The 15,781-nt window shown below is 42.8% G+C and carries 14 protein-coding genes; 11 read left to right on the top strand and 3 right to left on the bottom strand.

Annotation, left to right across the window (positions count from 1 at the left end; translation table 11 throughout):
• Nucleotide 1: 1 nt before the first annotated feature.
• The 6 genes from EL210_RS07275 to EL210_RS07250 all read left to right on the top strand — a co-directional run bounded on the left by EL210_RS07275 (nucleotide 2) and on the right by EL210_RS07250 (nucleotide 7,209).
• A complete protein-coding gene (locus EL210_RS07275) occupies nucleotides 2–1,282 on the top strand; it encodes a glycoside hydrolase 5 family protein (protein WP_018920163.1) in 1,281 nt (426 codons plus the stop codon).
• Between the two features lie 21 nt (nucleotides 1,283–1,303).
• Nucleotides 1,304–2,428, top strand: coding sequence for a glycoside hydrolase family 26 protein (locus EL210_RS07270; RefSeq protein WP_025879524.1), 1,125 nt, complete (start codon nucleotides 1,304–1,306; stop codon nucleotides 2,426–2,428).
• 13 nt (nucleotides 2,429–2,441) lie between these two features.
• Nucleotides 2,442–3,605, top strand: a complete 1,164-nt coding sequence (locus EL210_RS07265; RefSeq protein ID WP_025879523.1) for a glycoside hydrolase family 130 protein — start codon at nucleotides 2,442–2,444, stop codon at nucleotides 3,603–3,605.
• Nucleotides 3,602–5,026: an MFS transporter gene (locus tag EL210_RS07260; protein WP_018920160.1), complete on the top strand. Its 1,425-nt coding sequence runs from the start codon at nucleotides 3,602–3,604 to the stop codon at nucleotides 5,024–5,026. The genes EL210_RS07265 and EL210_RS07260 overlap by 4 nt, the downstream gene beginning before the upstream one ends.
• A gap of 21 nt (nucleotides 5,027–5,047) precedes the next feature.
• Nucleotides 5,048–6,247: an AGE family epimerase/isomerase gene (locus tag EL210_RS07255; RefSeq protein WP_018920159.1), complete on the top strand. Its 1,200-nt coding sequence runs from the start codon at nucleotides 5,048–5,050 to the stop codon at nucleotides 6,245–6,247.
• Between the two features lie 71 nt (nucleotides 6,248–6,318).
• Nucleotides 6,319–7,209 carry a helix-turn-helix transcriptional regulator gene (locus tag EL210_RS07250; protein ID WP_018920158.1) on the top strand — a complete coding sequence of 297 codons (891 nt, stop codon included), beginning with the start codon at nucleotides 6,319–6,321 and terminating at the stop codon, nucleotides 7,207–7,209.
• Between the two features lie 89 nt (nucleotides 7,210–7,298).
• Here EL210_RS07250 and ppdK read toward each other — a convergent pair whose 3' ends face one another.
• A complete protein-coding gene (gene ppdK / locus EL210_RS07245; RefSeq protein ID WP_018920157.1) occupies nucleotides 7,299–10,019 on the bottom strand; it encodes a pyruvate, phosphate dikinase in 2,721 nt (906 codons plus the stop codon).
• 788 nt (nucleotides 10,020–10,807) lie between these two features.
• Between ppdK and EL210_RS07240 the strand changes: the two genes are divergently transcribed.
• The 5 genes from EL210_RS07240 (at nucleotide 10,808) to EL210_RS07220 (ending at nucleotide 13,880) form a co-directional block, all read left to right on the top strand.
• A complete protein-coding gene (locus EL210_RS07240) occupies nucleotides 10,808–11,671 on the top strand; it encodes a sigma-70 family RNA polymerase sigma factor (protein WP_004375088.1) in 864 nt (287 codons plus the stop codon).
• 43 nt (nucleotides 11,672–11,714) lie between these two features.
• Complete coding sequence (locus EL210_RS07235; protein WP_004375089.1) at nucleotides 11,715–12,170, top strand: hypothetical protein; 456 nt, start codon at nucleotides 11,715–11,717, stop codon at nucleotides 12,168–12,170.
• A gap of 62 nt (nucleotides 12,171–12,232) precedes the next feature.
• Nucleotides 12,233–13,120, top strand: a complete 888-nt coding sequence (locus tag EL210_RS07230; RefSeq protein WP_018920156.1) for a hypothetical protein — start codon at nucleotides 12,233–12,235, stop codon at nucleotides 13,118–13,120.
• The gene (locus EL210_RS07225; RefSeq protein WP_018920155.1) at nucleotides 13,093–13,578 is read left to right on the top strand and encodes a S24/S26 family peptidase; all 486 of its coding nucleotides are present in this window, start codon (nucleotides 13,093–13,095) and stop codon (nucleotides 13,576–13,578) included. Before EL210_RS07230 ends, EL210_RS07225 begins: the two co-directional genes overlap by 28 nt.
• A 35-nt stretch (nucleotides 13,579–13,613) precedes the next feature.
• Complete coding sequence (locus tag EL210_RS07220) at nucleotides 13,614–13,880, top strand: PqqD family protein (protein WP_018920154.1); 267 nt, start codon at nucleotides 13,614–13,616, stop codon at nucleotides 13,878–13,880.
• Nucleotides 13,881–13,957: 77 nt separating this feature from the next.
• On the opposite strand, the gene glyA is transcribed toward EL210_RS07220, so the two are convergent.
• Together glyA and pyrI are read right to left on the bottom strand one after the other, a co-directional pair.
• Nucleotides 13,958–15,238 (bottom strand): serine hydroxymethyltransferase, encoded by a 1,281-nt coding sequence (gene glyA, locus EL210_RS07215; RefSeq protein ID WP_018920153.1) that lies wholly within the window; start codon nucleotides 15,236–15,238, stop codon nucleotides 13,958–13,960.
• An 87-nt stretch (nucleotides 15,239–15,325) separates the two neighbouring features.
• The gene (gene pyrI / locus EL210_RS07210) at nucleotides 15,326–15,781 is read right to left on the bottom strand and encodes an aspartate carbamoyltransferase regulatory subunit (RefSeq protein WP_004376224.1); all 456 of its coding nucleotides are present in this window, start codon (nucleotides 15,779–15,781) and stop codon (nucleotides 15,326–15,328) included.

The following is a 15,781-nucleotide window of genomic DNA, read 5'->3' as shown; positions in this document are numbered from 1 at the left end:
AATGAATAAGATTCGATATTATATTTTGGGACTGCTTCTTTCTTGTGTTGCTGTCTCTAAGGCCCAATCTTTTGTCACCGTAGAAAACGGAAGACTCTATCGGAATGGGAAACCTTATACTTTCATCGGTGCCAACTACTGGTATGGAGCCATTCTTGGATCAAAAGGTGAGGGTGGAAACAGGAAGAGACTGAAGCGTGAGTTGGATGAAATGAAACGCTTAGGCATCAATAATCTACGCATTCTTGTAGGTAGTGATGGCGAAGAGGGAACGAAATGGAAAGTAAAACCAGTGCTTCAGACATCACCAGGTGTATATAATGACACCATACTTGACGGACTTGACTATCTGATGCAACAGCTTCAACAGCGTGGAATGGTAGCCGTGCTCTACCTTAATAACTCATGGGAGTGGAGTGGGGGCTATGGCTTCTATCTTGAGAACGTGGGGGCAGGCAAAGCAGTGCAGCCCAATGAAGCAGGATATGCTGCCTATGTCAAGTATGCTTCGCAATTCGCCACCAATCAAAAGGCGCAACAGCTGTTCTTTAATCATCTTAGTTTCATTCTCAACCGTACCAATCGCTATACAGGTAAACGCTATATGGATGATCCTGCCATTATGTCATGGCAGATAGGCAACGAACCTCGGGCTTTCGATAAATCAGTTCTTCCGGCATTCGAAGGCTGGATAGCCAAAGCTGCAGCTTTGATGAAAAGCATTGATAAACGGCATTTAGTGAGTGTAGGGTCTGAAGGTGCATTTGGTTGTGAAGGTAATTACGATTCATGGAAACGGATTTGTGCAGATCCCAACATAGACTATTGCAACATACATGTTTGGCCTTACAACTGGAGTTGGGCCAAGAAAGACTCTTTGTCACAAAACCTACAGCGTTCCAAAGACAAAACCAAGGAGTATATAGATAGTCATTTGTCTATCTGTACCAAACTGAATAAACCTTTGGTAATGGAAGAATTCGGATATCCACGAGACGGTTTTGCTTTCTCAAAGAAAGCATCTACCACAGCCCGTGATGCATATTACAGCTATGTATTCTCACTCTTAATAGCAGATGCAGCCCAAAAAGGATACTTTGCAGGTTGCAATTTCTGGGGATGGGGCGGTAAAGCGCGACCTAAACATGAACAATGGCAACCCGGTGATGACTATACAGGTGATCCCGCACAAGAAGCACAAGGGTTGAATTCGGTGTTTTCGACCGATAAAAGTACCATTAAGATTATAAAAGCTTCTATTGCCAAATTACCGAAGAACTGACACACAAAGAAATAGAATGATATGAGAAAAATACTCTTTGTCATGGCAATAGTCATACTGACAATATATGCAAATGCAAATCGGAAGGTGCAGCAAACGCCTGCACAAAAGCTTATTGAACGCCTTCATGTACTGCAGAAACGAGGTGTGATGTTTGGTCATCAGGATGCTTTTTTCTATGGTACGACATGGAAATGGGAGTATGGAAGAAGCGATGTGAATGATGTTTGTGGGGATTATCCTGCCGTTTTAGGTTGTGAATTAGGTGGTCTTGAACTTGGCAATGAAAAGAATCTTGATGGTGTTCCTTTTGATAAAATGCGGCAGCAGATTATAGATCATTATCAGAAAGGTGGCATTGTAACCATCAGTTGGCATCCCTACAATCCTGTTACCGGTAAAGATGCATGGCATACAGAAGGGAATGCTGTTACCGAAGTTCTTCCCGGAGGCAAAGAAACCGCTAAATTGCAACTCTGGCACAAGCGATTAGCCGAATTCTTTGCTTCACTTAAAGACCAGAAAGGGAATATTGTGCCTGTGATTTTCCGGCCATGGCATGAAATGGGTGGGGCTTGGTTCTGGTGGGGAAGCAAGCAGTGTACGCCTACACAGTATGTCGCATTGTTTCATCTTACATTTGAAGCAATGAAGCATGCTGGCTTACATAATCTTGTTTGGAGTTATTCTCCCAATGCTCAAGCTGATGACACACCAGAACAATACTTCCGTTTCTATCCGGGAGATGACTATGTAGATATACTCGGTATAGACTTGTATCAATATGGTACCGGGAAAGATTTCATAACTCAGTGTCAAAATGAAATGTGCATTATGTCTGCCTATGCCCAAAAGCATCATAAACTATACGCGCTTACAGAAGCTGGCTACCGAAATACACCTGATGCGAAATGGTATAGTTCCACATTGCTTCCAGGAATAAAGGGATATGCTCCTATTTATGTGCTACTGTGGCGCAATGCATGGGATAATACAGAAGAAAACTTTGGCCCTGCACCAGAGAAAGCATGTGCAGATGACTTTAGAAACATATATAAAAAAGGGGCTTTTATATTTCGCAGTAAGTTAAGTGACATGCGAAGAAAGCCATATTCTGTGGTTGGAAAGAAACATAATAAGAAATAAAAAGTATATAGATATGTCAACATTCAGTTCCAAACTTAATGCACTTCGTCTTCGTCACGAAGCATTGCTCACAAAACCAAACCACGTAGCAGAAAACGGTAATGGTATTTATGAACGTTATACTAATCCCATACTGACAGCAGAACATACACCTTTAGAGTGGCGCTACGATATGGATGAACACACTAATCCATTCTTGATGCAGCGAATCATGATGAATGCTACACTCAATGCAGGTGCAATAAAATGGGAGGATAAGTATTTGTTGGTAGTTAGAGTGGAGGGAGCTGACCGAAAAAGCTTCTTCGCTGTAGCCGAAAGTCCTAACGGTATAGATAATTTCCGCTTTTGGGATGAACCGATAACTATGCCTGATACAGAAAAACCAGCTACGAACATCTATGACATGCGCCTGACTCGTCATGAAGATGGTTATATATATGGAGTTTTTTGTGCAGAAAGACACGATGACAATATGCCTGGTGACCTTTCTGCTGCTACCGCAACGGCAGGCATAGCACGTACCAAAGATTTGAAAACATGGGAACGCTTACCCGATCTCAAAGCTTCAAGTCAACAACGCAATGTCGTTCTTCACCCAGAGTTCGTAGATGGCAAGTATGCTTTCTACACTCGCCCACAGGATGGTTTTATAGACACTGGCTCTGGAGGAGGAATAGGTTGGGCTTTAGTGGATGATATTACTCATGCAGAAGTGCACGAAGAAACCATTATTAACCCGCGTCATTACCATACGATTATGGAATTGAAGAACGGCGAAGGTCCACATCCTATTAAAACTCCGCATGGCTGGCTGCATCTTGCACACGGTGTGCGGGCTTGTGCAAGTGGTCTGCGTTACGTTCTTTATATGTATATGACTGCATTAGATAATCCCACACGGATGATTGCTCAGCCGGGTGGTTACCTTTTGGTACCGGAAGGTGGTGAATATATAGGTGACGTGATGAACGTTGTTTTCTCTAATGGGTGGATTGCCGATGAAGACGGTCGTGTATTTATCTATTACGCATCATCAGATACACGTATGCATGTAGCAACTTCAACAGTGGATCGATTAGTTGACTACTGTCTGCATACTCCACAAGATGGGCTTACGACATCTGCCAGTGTTGAAACCATCAAGAAACTCATAGCAAAAAACCGCGCACTATGAAAATTGGGCTTAGTGAAAAGATAGGTTATGGCTTAGGTGATATGTCATCATCAATGTTCTGGAAGCTTTTCGGAGCCTATCTCATGATATTCTATACCGATGTGTTTGGCATTTCTGCTGCTATTGTTGGAACGATGTTTGCCGTCACTCGCGTATGGGATTCCTTTTTTGACCCTATTGTTGGTGCAGTGGCAGACCGCACATCATCACGTTGGGGACGTTTCCGACCGTATCTTCTCTATTTGGCAGTGCCTTTCGGCCTTATAGGTATATTGACGTTTTTAACTCCTCCATTTGGAGAAACAGGGAAAATCGTATATGCTTTCATTACCTATGGGCTGATGATGATGGTGTATTCTGCTATCAATGTACCCTATGCTTCGTTGTTGGGAGTAATGAGTCCCGCCCCAGCAGACCGTAATACCTTGGCCACCTATCGCATGACATTCGCCTATTTGGGTTCATTTGTAGCCTTATTACTTTTCATGCCATTGGTAAATGCTTTTGGTGGAGCTGATGACAATGGCCCCATGCATGGTTGGCTAACGGCTTCGCAATTTGGTTGGCTAATGGCAGTATTGGTTATTGCCATTGTATGCGTAATCCTTTTCTTAGGTTGCTTCGCTCTTACAAAAGAGCGTGTGAGACCTGTTAAACAAGAAAAGACTTCACTAAAAACGGATCTTCGCGATCTGTTACATAATCGACCATGGTGGATTTTGCTCGGTGCAGGTGTAGCCTCACTCGTATTTAATTCCATTCGTGACGGTGCAACGGTTTATTATTTCAAGTATTATGTTGATGAAACGGCCATTGGAAGTATCTTCTTCTTAGGTCTCCCATTTGTACTCAGTGGTCTTTATCTGGCTGTAGGACAAGCTGCCAACATTGTAGGCGTAATACTTGCAGCCCCTATCAGTAATCGTATAGGTAAACGACGCACATTCATGGCTGCCATGGCTGTAGCATCAGTTCTCAGTATTATATTCTTTTGGCTTGACAAAGAGCAGCTTCTTCTCATCTTTGTACTGCAGGCGCTCATCAGTATTTGTGCAGGCAGCATCTTCCCGCTGTTGTGGAGCATGTATGCGGATTGTGCAGATTACAGTGAACTGCAGACCGGTAACCGTGCGACAGGACTTATCTTCTCTTCCTCTTCGATGAGTCAGAAGTTTGGTTGGGCTTTCGGTACGGCCATAACAGGGTGGATGCTTGCTCAATTCGGCTTTCAGGCTAATGCTGTTCAATCGGCAGAAACCATCCAAGGTATAAAGATGTTTCTTTCAATATTGCCGGCAATAGGAGCACTACTTTCATTAGCTTTCATTTATTTTTACCCACTCAGCGAACAAAGAATGAAACAGATAACGCACGAGTTGGAAGAAAAACGAGCTGATACTGCATCAACTAAAGTTCAATAATCAATCTTAAGATTTCTCACTATGTATAACCTTTCAAAAGAATTACGCGAGGAGTTGGAACGAAACATCCTTCCTTTCTGGATGAACAGAATGATAGACCAACGCAACGGAGGTTTCCTCGGCCGTATAGATGGTTGTGGCAATCCTGTGCCTGATGCGGAGAAGGGAGCTATCCTCAATGCACGTATACTCTGGGGTTTTGCTGCAGCCTACCGTGTTTTACATAAACCTGAATATTTGGAAGCAGCGACAAGAGCAAAAGACTATTTTATCAATCATTTCATTGATATGCAAGAAGGAGGCGTATTCTGGAGTTTAGATGCTGAAGGAAACGTGCTTGATGCCAAAAAACAAACCTATGCTATTGGATTTGCAATCTATGGTTTGAGCGAATATGCGCGTGCCACGGGTAATAAAGAGGCATTGTTGCATGCAAAGAAGTTATATACCGACATTGAACGTCATGCTTTCGACAGCGTTAATAATGGTTATGTAGAGGCATTAACGCGCGATTGGCAGCCTATTGCCGACATGCGATTAAGTGATAAGGATGAGAACGGATCGCGGACAATGAACACGCATCTTCATATCCTTGAACCTTACACTAATCTCTACCGTGTATGGCAAACGCCTGAATTGGCAGAGCGTATCACTAATCTTATTGATATCTTTCTCACACATTTACTCAATTCAGAAACAAATCATCTTGACCTGTTTTTCAATGATAAGTGGCAAGGCCGTCGAAACATCCAAAGCTTTGGTCATGACATTGAAGCCGTGTGGTTATTGCATGAGGCAGCGTTAGAGTTGGGTAAACCTGAAGTGTTGGCAAAGGTTGAAAAGGCTATTATACGCATAGCTAAGGCTGCAGATGAAGGCCTGCAACCAGATGGCTCAATGATATACGAACGATGGACTGACACTGGGCATGTTGATGATCAGCGCCAATGGTGGGTGATGTGCGAATGCGTCATAGGTCACGTTGATCTCTATCAACACTTTGGTGATAAGGCGGCGCTCGATATTGCTCGCCAGTGTTGGCAATATATTGTTGAACATATCATAGACCACGAACGAGGCGAATGGTATTGGGGCTGTGATAAGAACGGACATCCCAATCGCAGAGATGATAAAGCCGGCTTCTGGAAATGCCCTTATCATAACACCAGAATGTGCTTGGAAATCATCGAAAGAAGTCTTGCTCCCGAATATAATCATTGATTAATTTAAAGTCTGCCTCCTCCTCTTTGTCTTCATAAAAGGGGGGTGAGGAGAAGTCTTTTCCCGTTTATATGGACAATTACGTGCTACATGAAATAACTCCTTTAATGGATACCGATGCGCTCTACATCGCTGACAGGCACAAGAGTGAGTTCTCCTATCCCGTACATAATCACGATGTGTTCGAACTCAATTTCGTTGAAAATGCAGCTGGGGTGAAGCGAATTGTTGGCGACAGCAATGAAGTTATCGGAGATTATGACCTTGTACTTATCACCAATCCCACGCTTGAACATGCCTGGGAGCAGCATGAATGCAAGAGTAATGACATTCGCGAAATCACTATTCAGTTTAATTTCGGGGCCGGAATAACAGAGGCGGACTACTTCTTTGGTAAGACGCCATTTGAAAGTATACGCCATATGATGAAAGAAGCACAAAAAGGAATGGCCTTTCCCATGTCTTCTATCATGAAAGTCTACGAAAGATTGAGTGGTCTGAGCCAGATAACCGATCGCTTCACTGCCTTAATGGAATTTCTGAACATCCTCCACACACTGTCCTTATGCACAGGCGCACGCACCTTGGCAACGACCAGTTATGCGAAAGTGAATATCGAAGACGACAGCCGTCGTATATTACGTGTAAAGAAATATATATCAGATAACTATATGTATGAACTGCGCCTTAAGAGTCTGGCAGACCTCGCCAACATGAGTGAGAGCGCATTCTGCCGCTTCTTCAAGTTGCATACAGGGCGCCGGTTAAGTGATTATATCATCGATATACGCTTGGGATATGCCACGCGCCTGCTGATAGACACCACCGAGACCATTGCCGAAATCAGTTTTAAGTGCGGTTATAACAACATGAGCAACTTCAATCGCATCTTTAAGCGAAAGAAAGGTTGTTCGCCCACAGAATTCCGCAACAGCCATCACAAGATAAAAGTGATAGTATAGCCTGCTTCATTTTGAAAGTAGGTTTATTCCAAAAGGAAAAGGATGTCTCTGCAAAAAGACATCCTTTTCTATAGTGTTCAATTTGAAACTTATTCTTCCACAGCTGCCTGCGCCGCTGCAAGGCGAGCTATTGGCACACGGAATGGAGAACAACTCACATAGTCTAAGCCCACGCGATGGCAGAACTTGACCGATGAAGGCTCACCACCATGCTCACCACAGATACCGCACTTAAGTTCCGGACGGGTTGCGCGACCTTTCTTTACAGCCATTTCAACAAGCTGACCTACACCTTCCTGATCTAAAACCTGGAAAGGATCAACCTTCAGTATCTTCTTTTCAAGATACACAGGCAGGAAGCTTGCAATGTCATCACGGCTATATCCAAATGTCATCTGGGTAAGGTCATTGGTTCCAAAGCTGAAGTATTCAGCTCTCTTGGCAATATTGTCAGCTGTCAGAGCAGCACGTGGTATCTCTATCATCGTACCGACTTTGAATGGGATTTCAACGCCTTCCTTTTCAAAAAGCTGCTTTGCAGTAGAGCGGATAACATCTTCCTGAACATCAAACTCATTGACAATGCCAATCAGTGGAACCATGATTTCAGGCATTGGATTGAAACCTGCTTTCTTCAAATCAATTGCTGCACCGAGGATTGCGCGTGTCTGCATCGCTGTAATTTCGGGGTATGTGTTGCCCAGACGACAGCCGCGATGACCCAACATCGGATTATGCTCGCTCAGAGAATTTACACGACGCTGGATTTCCTCCACAGAAATGCCCATCTCTTCAGCCATAGCTTTCTGGCCGGCAAGGTCATGAGGCACGAACTCATGCAATGGAGGATCGAGCAAACGGATATTCACGGGATAGCCATCCATAGCCTTTAATATGCCATAGAAATCCTGTTTCTGATAAGGTAGGAGTTTTTCAAGCGCGTTTTCACGGCCTTCTTTCGTGTCAGCAAGGATCATTTCGCGCATAGCTTTAATCTTCTCGTTCTCGAAGAACATATGCTCTGTGCGACAGAGACCGATACCGACAGCACCGAAATTATGTGCAACCTCTGCATCATGAGGCGTGTCTGCGTTTGTGCGGACAACAAGGCGTGTATGCTTCTGGCACAGATCCATCAGCATGGCGAAGTCACCTGTGACCTCAGCCGGCTTTGTTTTTACCTCGCCCAAATAAACTTCACCCGTTGAACCATTGATTGAAATGTAGTCACCTTCATGAATGAGTGTGCCGTCGATTTCAAGAGTACGTGCTTTATAGTTAATGTTAATAGCACCTGCACCACTGACACAACACTTACCCATACCGCGTGCAACAACCGCAGCATGACTGGTCATGCCTCCTCGTGCCGTAAGAATGCCCTCGGCAGCACTCATACCTGCGAGGTCTTCGGGACTTGTTTCAATGCGCACCATGATTACCTGATGTCCGTCATCATGCCATTTCTCTGCATCATCAGCAAAGAAAACAACCTGACCACAAGCAGCACCCGGACTTGCAGGGAGACCTCTTGTCAACACCTTGGCAGTTGTTTGTGCCTCCTTATCAAAGATAGGGTGGAGCAGTTCATCCAATTTGTTTGGCTCACAACGCAACAGAGCTGTCTTTTCGTCTATTTCGCCTTCGCGCAACAAGTCCATGGCAATCTTTACCATTGCCGTGCCTGTACGTTTTCCATTACGGGTCTGGAGGAACCACAAATGACCTTCCTGAACGGTGAACTCCATATCCTGCATATCGTGATAGTGAGCTTCGAGCTTCTGCTGGATATCGTTCAGCTGCTTGAAGATTTCAGGCATAGCCTCTTCCATCGACGGGTATTTTGAAGCACGGATTTCCTCATCAATACACTGCTGTTTCGCCCAACGCAAAGAGCCTTCCTTGGTAATCTGCTGCGGTGTACGAATGCCGGCAACAACATCTTCGCCCTGAGCGTTGACCAAATATTCACCATTAAAACGATTTTCTCCAGTTGCGGCATCACGGCTGAAGCAAACACCTGTTGCAGAGGTTTCGCCCATATTTCCAAATACCATGGCCATAACGTTGACCGCTGTACCCCATTCTGCAGGGATACCTTCCATCTTTCGATAGAGAATAGCGCGCTCATTCATCCACGAATCAAAGACAGCACAGATAGCGCCCCACAGTTGTTCCATTGGATCTGTTGGGAAATCATGGCCGGTCTGCTCCTTAATGGCAGCCTTAAACAACTTGACAAGCTGCTTGAGTTCATCCACATTCATTTCGTTATCAAGAGAGATGCCGCGCTGTTTCTTTACATTAATAATGATAGCCTCAAAAGGATCAATGTCTTCCTTGTTGGCTGGTTTCATGCCGAGAACAACGTCACCGTACATCTGAACAAAGCGACGGTAGCTGTCATAAGCAAAGCGTTCATTGCCGGTCTTACGGGCCAGACCTTCTACAACTTCATCATTGAGACCGAGATTAAGAATGGTATCCATCATACCGGGCATGCTGGCACGGGCTCCCGAACGTACACTGACGAGCAAAGGATTATCTACATCGCCAAACTTTGATTTCATCAAAGTCTCAATATGCTTTACAGAAGTTTCAACATCTTTCTTCAACAGATTGACAACTTCCTCTTTTCCTTTCTCAAAGTACTCGTTACATACGTCTGTCGTAATCGTGAAACCGGGAGGAACTGGAACACCGATAAGATTCATTTCGGCTAAGTTCGCACCCTTACCACCAAGCAGATTCCTCATGTCTGCCCGTCCCTCGGCCTTACCGTTGCCGAAGATATAAACTCTTTTCTCACTCATAACTGATTTGGTGTAAAATTGCTTTATTTGGTTATTTGATATTTTAATATTTGCAAATATAATGTAAATCTATCAAGTAACCAAACTTTTACCTGCTTTTTTGCTATCTTCACCTTACATTTTTGCTATATTGTTGCATTTCTTCTCCATTGCTTTCCAAGTGCCACTAAACAGATATTCAAAAATGAGAAAACTGAAGGTATTTCCCCATGTCTGAATCCTTACTGTGTAACATGACGCATAACGCTGTGTAACTTGAGTCAGATTACACGCTAACTTGAGTCAGATTACACTGCAATCTGCATCGAATTACAGCGCATTATGACTTGAATTGCAGAACAACTCTGGAAAGGTTATAAAAGCAAGTCTGCTTTTTTGAATTTTCTTCTTTATTTACTATTACAAGAAAGCGTTGGAAAGCGGATAATAATTTTACAATAGGGAGAGGTTTCCCGAACTGCAGTTTCTGTGTAATTGCCGTAATTTTTCATGTTATTTTGTTCTACCAATATATGTCATCTGAAGCATACGGCGTAACTGTTTGAATAATAGAACAAGTCAACTTTTAGAATATAATTGTTTTCATTCAAGTTGTTAAAGTAAAACTTCATATTGTATTGATATGTCGCTTGATAGCGGATGCTTGATAACAACCAATTAATAAACAAATGTATATATATATTATTCTATGGAATATGCAACTCTTTATTAGGCTAAAAAATGGGAAAAAATTTGCAAGTCAAATAAAAAAGCCGTATTTTTGCGCTGTAGAAAAATTTTAACACTTAATGAGGCAGCTGAAAATCACAAAGTCAATAACCAATCGGGAAAGTGCATCGCTCGATAAATATCTGCAGGAGATAGGTCATGAAGACCTGATTTCTGTAGAAGAGGAGGTGGAGCTTGCACAGAAAATCAAGCGGGGTGATCGTCGTGCCTTAGAGAAACTGACACGTGCTAACCTGCGTTTTGTGGTTTCTGTTGCCAAGCAATATCAAAATCAAGGACTTAGTTTGCCAGACCTCATCAATGAAGGCAATCTCGGATTGATTAAAGCTGCAGAGAAATTTGATGAAACTCGTGGGTTCAAATTCATCTCGTATGCTGTTTGGTGGATACGCCAGAGTATTCTTCAAGCTATTGCCGAGCAGAGCCGTATCGTCAGACTGCCTTTGAATCAAGTCGGTTCGGTAAATAAGATAAAGCGTGTTCTCAACAAACTTGAACAGGAGAATGAACAATTTCCGACAATAGAAGAAATTGCTGCAAAAGTTGACATACCGGAGGATAAAGTGGCCGATGCAATCAAATCAAACGGCAGACATGTGTCAGTTGATGCTCCGCTTGCAGAAGGAGAGGAGAACAGTTTATTGGATATTCTGCCCAACAATAATGCTCAAATGGCTGACAGCGTGCTGGTACAGGAGTCCTTGCGTGATGAAGTTGCAAATGCACTTCAGTCGTTGAATGAGCGTGAACGCAACATCGTCGAAGCTTTCTTTGGCATTAACCAATCAGAGATGACACTTGAAGAAATCGGAGATAAATTCGGTCTGACGCGTGAACGTGTACGCCAAATAAAAGAAAAAGCAATTCGTCGGCTGCGTCATAACACAAAGAATAAAAATCTTAAGGCATACCTCGGGCAATAAGCTGCATCGTTTGTCGTTATAGTAAATAAAAGAATAAAGGTAAATGAGATTGAAAACACTATTATTGACAGCTTGTGCATTCTTTGTTTGCGCGGCTGCTTCTGCTGGAAACAACAAAGTGTATCTTTATGGTTTTGCAGCGTCTTTTAATGATTCTACTGTCTATTTCACTGATATTCAGGAGTTGGATTCTGCTGTAGTAGACAGGGGAGGGTTTCTGTATGGCCGTGACAGCTACTCATATCAGCTGCGCGATTATCTTGCTTCCAAGGGGTTTGAACATGCCACTTGTGTGACCATGTGGGCTACAAAGCGAGATGTTATCGAAAAGAAATTCCAGAATATGAGAAGCAGATACGGGGTTGTTTTCGGTAAAAAAACAAAGAAAAAGAATACCTATACCATTAAATATCTTACAACCGATGAATTTCACTATCAGGCAATCATTCCTGATGAAAGTCAGATTGTAGCTCCTGTAAAATCACGTAAAAAGAAATAGTATGGCTTCATGTGGCAATGTCAAATTTCACATGAGCCTTATGTGTCGGCCCTTTGCAGGATATGAATTACTTTTTTGAGATAGCAGAACATTTTATCAGGATTGCATATCAGGAAGAAGAAGCCTTGCTATATAATTTGCTGCCTTCATTTCAACCGTTTGGATGTGAAGCAGTAGAAGAGGACAAGCTTCTGTTTAGTTTGGTGATTAATCCGAACCTGAAAGTTGTAGATAAAGAAAAACGACATCGTATCCGAGTGTTTGATACGGGTAATGGAGATACTGTTGTAGACAGATTGCCAGACGGCAGCTATCAATATGTCATCAAGGATATTAATAAAATGCCTTGTGCTTTGCTTATCTGTGATAAGGATTTCCGCAATTGTCAGTGTGCATTGAATGGTAATCTCAACATGAGAAGCTTTGGCCTGAACAATGTATTGATGCTGATCATGGCCTTTGCCGGCAGCAAACGGGACACAGTGTTGATACATGCTTCACTCGTCAGGAAACATGAGTATGGATATGCATTCATTGCTAAAAGTGGGACTGGTAAGAGCACACAGGTCAGCCTTTGGTTGCGATATATTGAAGGATGCGACTTGATGAACGATGACAATCCAATCATTAGGATTGTGGATGGCATGACATATATTTATGGTAGCCCATGGAGTGGTAAGACTCCATGCTATCGAAAAGTAAAGGCACGCTTGGGAGCAATCACACGCATTGACCGTGCTCCGGAGAATTCGATAGAGCGTCTTTCTGTAGTAGAAGCTTTTGCTTCAGTCTTTCCTTCATGCTCATCCATGAAATGGGATGAGGATATCTTTAATCATATTTGTAATATAGTAGGTGATATCATCGCCCAAACACCAGTGTATACCTTGCATTGTAGACCGGATAAAGCTGCAGCAGAATTATGTCATCAAACAATATCCATAAAATAAATAAATGCTTCGCCAATAGGTTGTTGATACCTGAAATCATAAAGATGCTTGAAGAGGGACACTCCGTGACACTTCCTTTGCGTGGTTACAGTATGCGTCCGTTTCTCGAGGATGGACGTGACATGGCACTATTGACAAGTCCTGTTGATATAAAAGTTGGCGATCCTGTTCTGGCAGAAACACAGCCAGGCTTCTATGTTTTACATCGGATTGTCGACATGAATGATGAGCAAGTTGTGCTGAGAGGTGACGGGAACCTTGCCTGTGAATATTGTCAAAAGAAAGATATTAAGGCATCTGTCATCGGTTTTTATAGAAAGGGACGTCGGGATTTAGACCGGACAAATGGCCGTAAATGGAGAATTTATTCTCGTATATGGCTCTTTCTTTCTCCTGTCAGACGATATCTTTTAGGCTTTTACAGAAGAATTTGGATCAGATTTTTCGGCCCGATATAATGATTAATCATAAATGTAACTTAAACGAATGAAATATGAAAACAAAACAAGGATTTAATCTTCGGAACATATGCGGTGAATATATCATCGTTGCAGAAGGGGAATTAAATATTGATTTCAGCAATATCATCAGCATGAATGAAAGCTCTGCTTTCCTCTGGAAAAATATTCAAGGTAAGGAATTCACATGTGAAGACCTTGTGAAACTGTTAACAAATGAGTACGAGGTTGATGAAACGACTGCAGCTAAAGACGTGGCTGCTCTTGTTGAAACATGGAGGGAAGCTGGTATTCTTGAATAGGAAGTTTCTAATAGAGATGTAACTATAAAGCCCAAAAGCGATTATGCTTTTGGGCTTTATTTTATGAATTTCTATTTTTAGTATGCAAAAAGAGGATAGTCTTTCATCGTTGCATTGACCTTTTCGCGAACGCGTTTAATGACTTGTTCATCCTCAGGATTATTTAAGACTTCTTCTATCAGTTCTGCGACAAGATGCATCATGTCTTCTTTTGCACCACGAGTTGTGATGGCAGCAGTGCCAAGTCGGATGCCGGAAGTCTGGAAAGCACTGCGAGTATCGAATGGCACCATGTTCTTATTGGCTGTAATATCTGCTGCCACCAATGCATTTTCAGCAACTTTCCCCGTCAAATCAGGATACTTTGTGCGTAAATCTACCAGCATAGAATGATTGTCTGTGCCGCCACTGACTATGCTGAAGCCGCGTTGTATCAATTCTTCGGCCAGTACAGCTGCATTCTTCTTCACCTGCATGGCATATTCTTTCCATGAAGGTTGCAAGTTTTCCCCAAAACCAACTGCCTTGGCTGCAATGACATGTTCCAACGGCCCGCCCTGTGTGCCAGGGAAAACAGCAGAATTGAGCAGCATACTCATCTTCTTTACTTCGCCTTTCTTTGTGGTCAATCCCCAGGGATTGTCGAAATCCTTTCCCATTAAAATGATGCCACCGCGTGGTCCACGGAGTGTCTTATGGGTAGTGCTAGTTACAATGTGAGCATATTTCAAGGGGTTATCAAGTAGTCCAGCTGCAATCAATCCCGCAGGGTGTGCCATGTCAATCATCAGCAAGGCACCTACCTCGTCCGCAATCTTGCGCATACGTGCATAATCCCACTCACGGCTATATGCAGAGCCTCCGCCAATAATCAGTTTCGGTTTATGTTGAAGTGCCAGTTGTTCCATCTCATCATAATCGACACGTCCAGTCTCTTTATTGAGATTATATCCGATAGGATTGTACAGTAATCCGGAAGTATTGACATGACTACCATGTGAAAGATGCCCACCATGATCAAGATTTAAGCCCATGAATGTATCTCCAGGCTTTAGCACAGCCAGAAGAACAGCAGCATTAGCTTGCGCTCCAGAATGGGGTTGCACGTTGGCAAACTCTGCATTGAAGAGCTTCTTTACACGCTCACGAGCAAGGTCTTCAATCTGATCGACAACCTGACAGCCGCCATAGTAGCGCTTCCCGGGAAGTCCTTCTGCATATTTATTGGTAAGGTATGACCCCATGGCAGCCATAACCTCGTCACTTACAAAGTTCTCTGAAGCAATCAACTCCATACCTTTCAGCTGGCGCTGATGTTCTTTCTCAATAAGGTCAAAAATCTCTTGGTCTCTTTTCATTGTGGATATGAATTTATAATGAACTTTTTTAGTCTCTATATCTATAAAATCTTAAGCTTGCTGTCAGCACCAAATAGAATTGCCAAATCAGCAGAGCTTGATACTGTTGAAATCCTGTTCCTTGTCACAATATCTGCATTTCAGAATTCCATGTGCTTTGTCTACAACATTGAAAACAGTTTGCATAGGTTCGTTGTTGGTGATGCACTTAGGATTATTACACTTTACAATCCCTCGCAGTTCATCGGGCGTTTCAACAGTTTTCTTCTCAACAACTTCATAGTCTTTAATGATATTAAGCACTATTTTGGGGGCAACCACACTAAGACGACTGATTTCTTCATCAGAGAAAAAGCGATTTGTAATCTTGATAATACCTTTCTTTACAATCTTTTGTGAAGGAAGATTATATCCGATAGTCACAGGAGTTGTAGAATCTTTCAATCCTAATAAATCAACGACTTGATAGGTCTTTTCTGCAGGGATATGGTCGATAACCGTACCATTTTCGATAGCTGAAACAAGCATTTCTTTCTTTCCCAT

Origin of the sequence: Segatella oris (assembly GCF_900637655.1) — a bacterium.
In the GTDB taxonomy this organism is placed as follows: domain Bacteria; phylum Bacteroidota; class Bacteroidia; order Bacteroidales; family Bacteroidaceae; genus Prevotella; species Prevotella oris.
The sequence above is the reverse complement of the archived record's forward strand: the minus strand, read 5'-3'. Positions and strand labels throughout refer to the sequence as shown.

Excerpts from the sequence above, each read along its gene's own strand:
- EL210_RS07220 (WP_018920154.1), top strand. The coding sequence starts at position 13,614 with ATGAAAACAAAACAAGGATTTAATCTTCGGAACATATGCGGTGAATAT.
- EL210_RS07255 (WP_018920159.1), top strand. The coding sequence starts at position 5,048 with ATGTATAACCTTTCAAAAGAATTACGCGAGGAGTTGGAACGAAACATC.
- EL210_RS07225 (WP_018920155.1), top strand. The coding sequence starts at position 13,093 with ATGTCATCAAACAATATCCATAAAATAAATAAATGCTTCGCCAATAGG.
- EL210_RS07250 (WP_018920158.1), top strand. The coding sequence starts at position 6,319 with ATGGACAATTACGTGCTACATGAAATAACTCCTTTAATGGATACCGAT.
- EL210_RS07235 (WP_004375089.1), top strand. The coding sequence starts at position 11,715 with ATGAGATTGAAAACACTATTATTGACAGCTTGTGCATTCTTTGTTTGC.
- EL210_RS07270 (WP_025879524.1), top strand. The coding sequence starts at position 1,304 with ATGAGAAAAATACTCTTTGTCATGGCAATAGTCATACTGACAATATAT.
- EL210_RS07265 (WP_025879523.1), top strand. The coding sequence starts at position 2,442 with ATGTCAACATTCAGTTCCAAACTTAATGCACTTCGTCTTCGTCACGAA.
- EL210_RS07240 (WP_004375088.1), top strand. The coding sequence starts at position 10,808 with ATGAGGCAGCTGAAAATCACAAAGTCAATAACCAATCGGGAAAGTGCA.
- ppdK (WP_018920157.1), bottom strand. The coding sequence starts at position 10,019 with ATGAGTGAGAAAAGAGTTTATATCTTCGGCAACGGTAAGGCCGAGGGA.
- EL210_RS07230 (WP_018920156.1), top strand. The coding sequence starts at position 12,233 with ATGAATTACTTTTTTGAGATAGCAGAACATTTTATCAGGATTGCATAT.
- glyA (WP_018920153.1), bottom strand. The coding sequence starts at position 15,238 with ATGAAAAGAGACCAAGAGATTTTTGACCTTATTGAGAAAGAACATCAG.
- pyrI (WP_004376224.1), bottom strand. The coding sequence starts at position 15,781 with ATGGGAAAGAAAGAAATGCTTGTTTCAGCTATCGAAAATGGTACGGTT.
- EL210_RS07260 (WP_018920160.1), top strand. The coding sequence starts at position 3,602 with ATGAAAATTGGGCTTAGTGAAAAGATAGGTTATGGCTTAGGTGATATG.
- EL210_RS07275 (WP_018920163.1), top strand. The coding sequence starts at position 2 with ATGAATAAGATTCGATATTATATTTTGGGACTGCTTCTTTCTTGTGTT.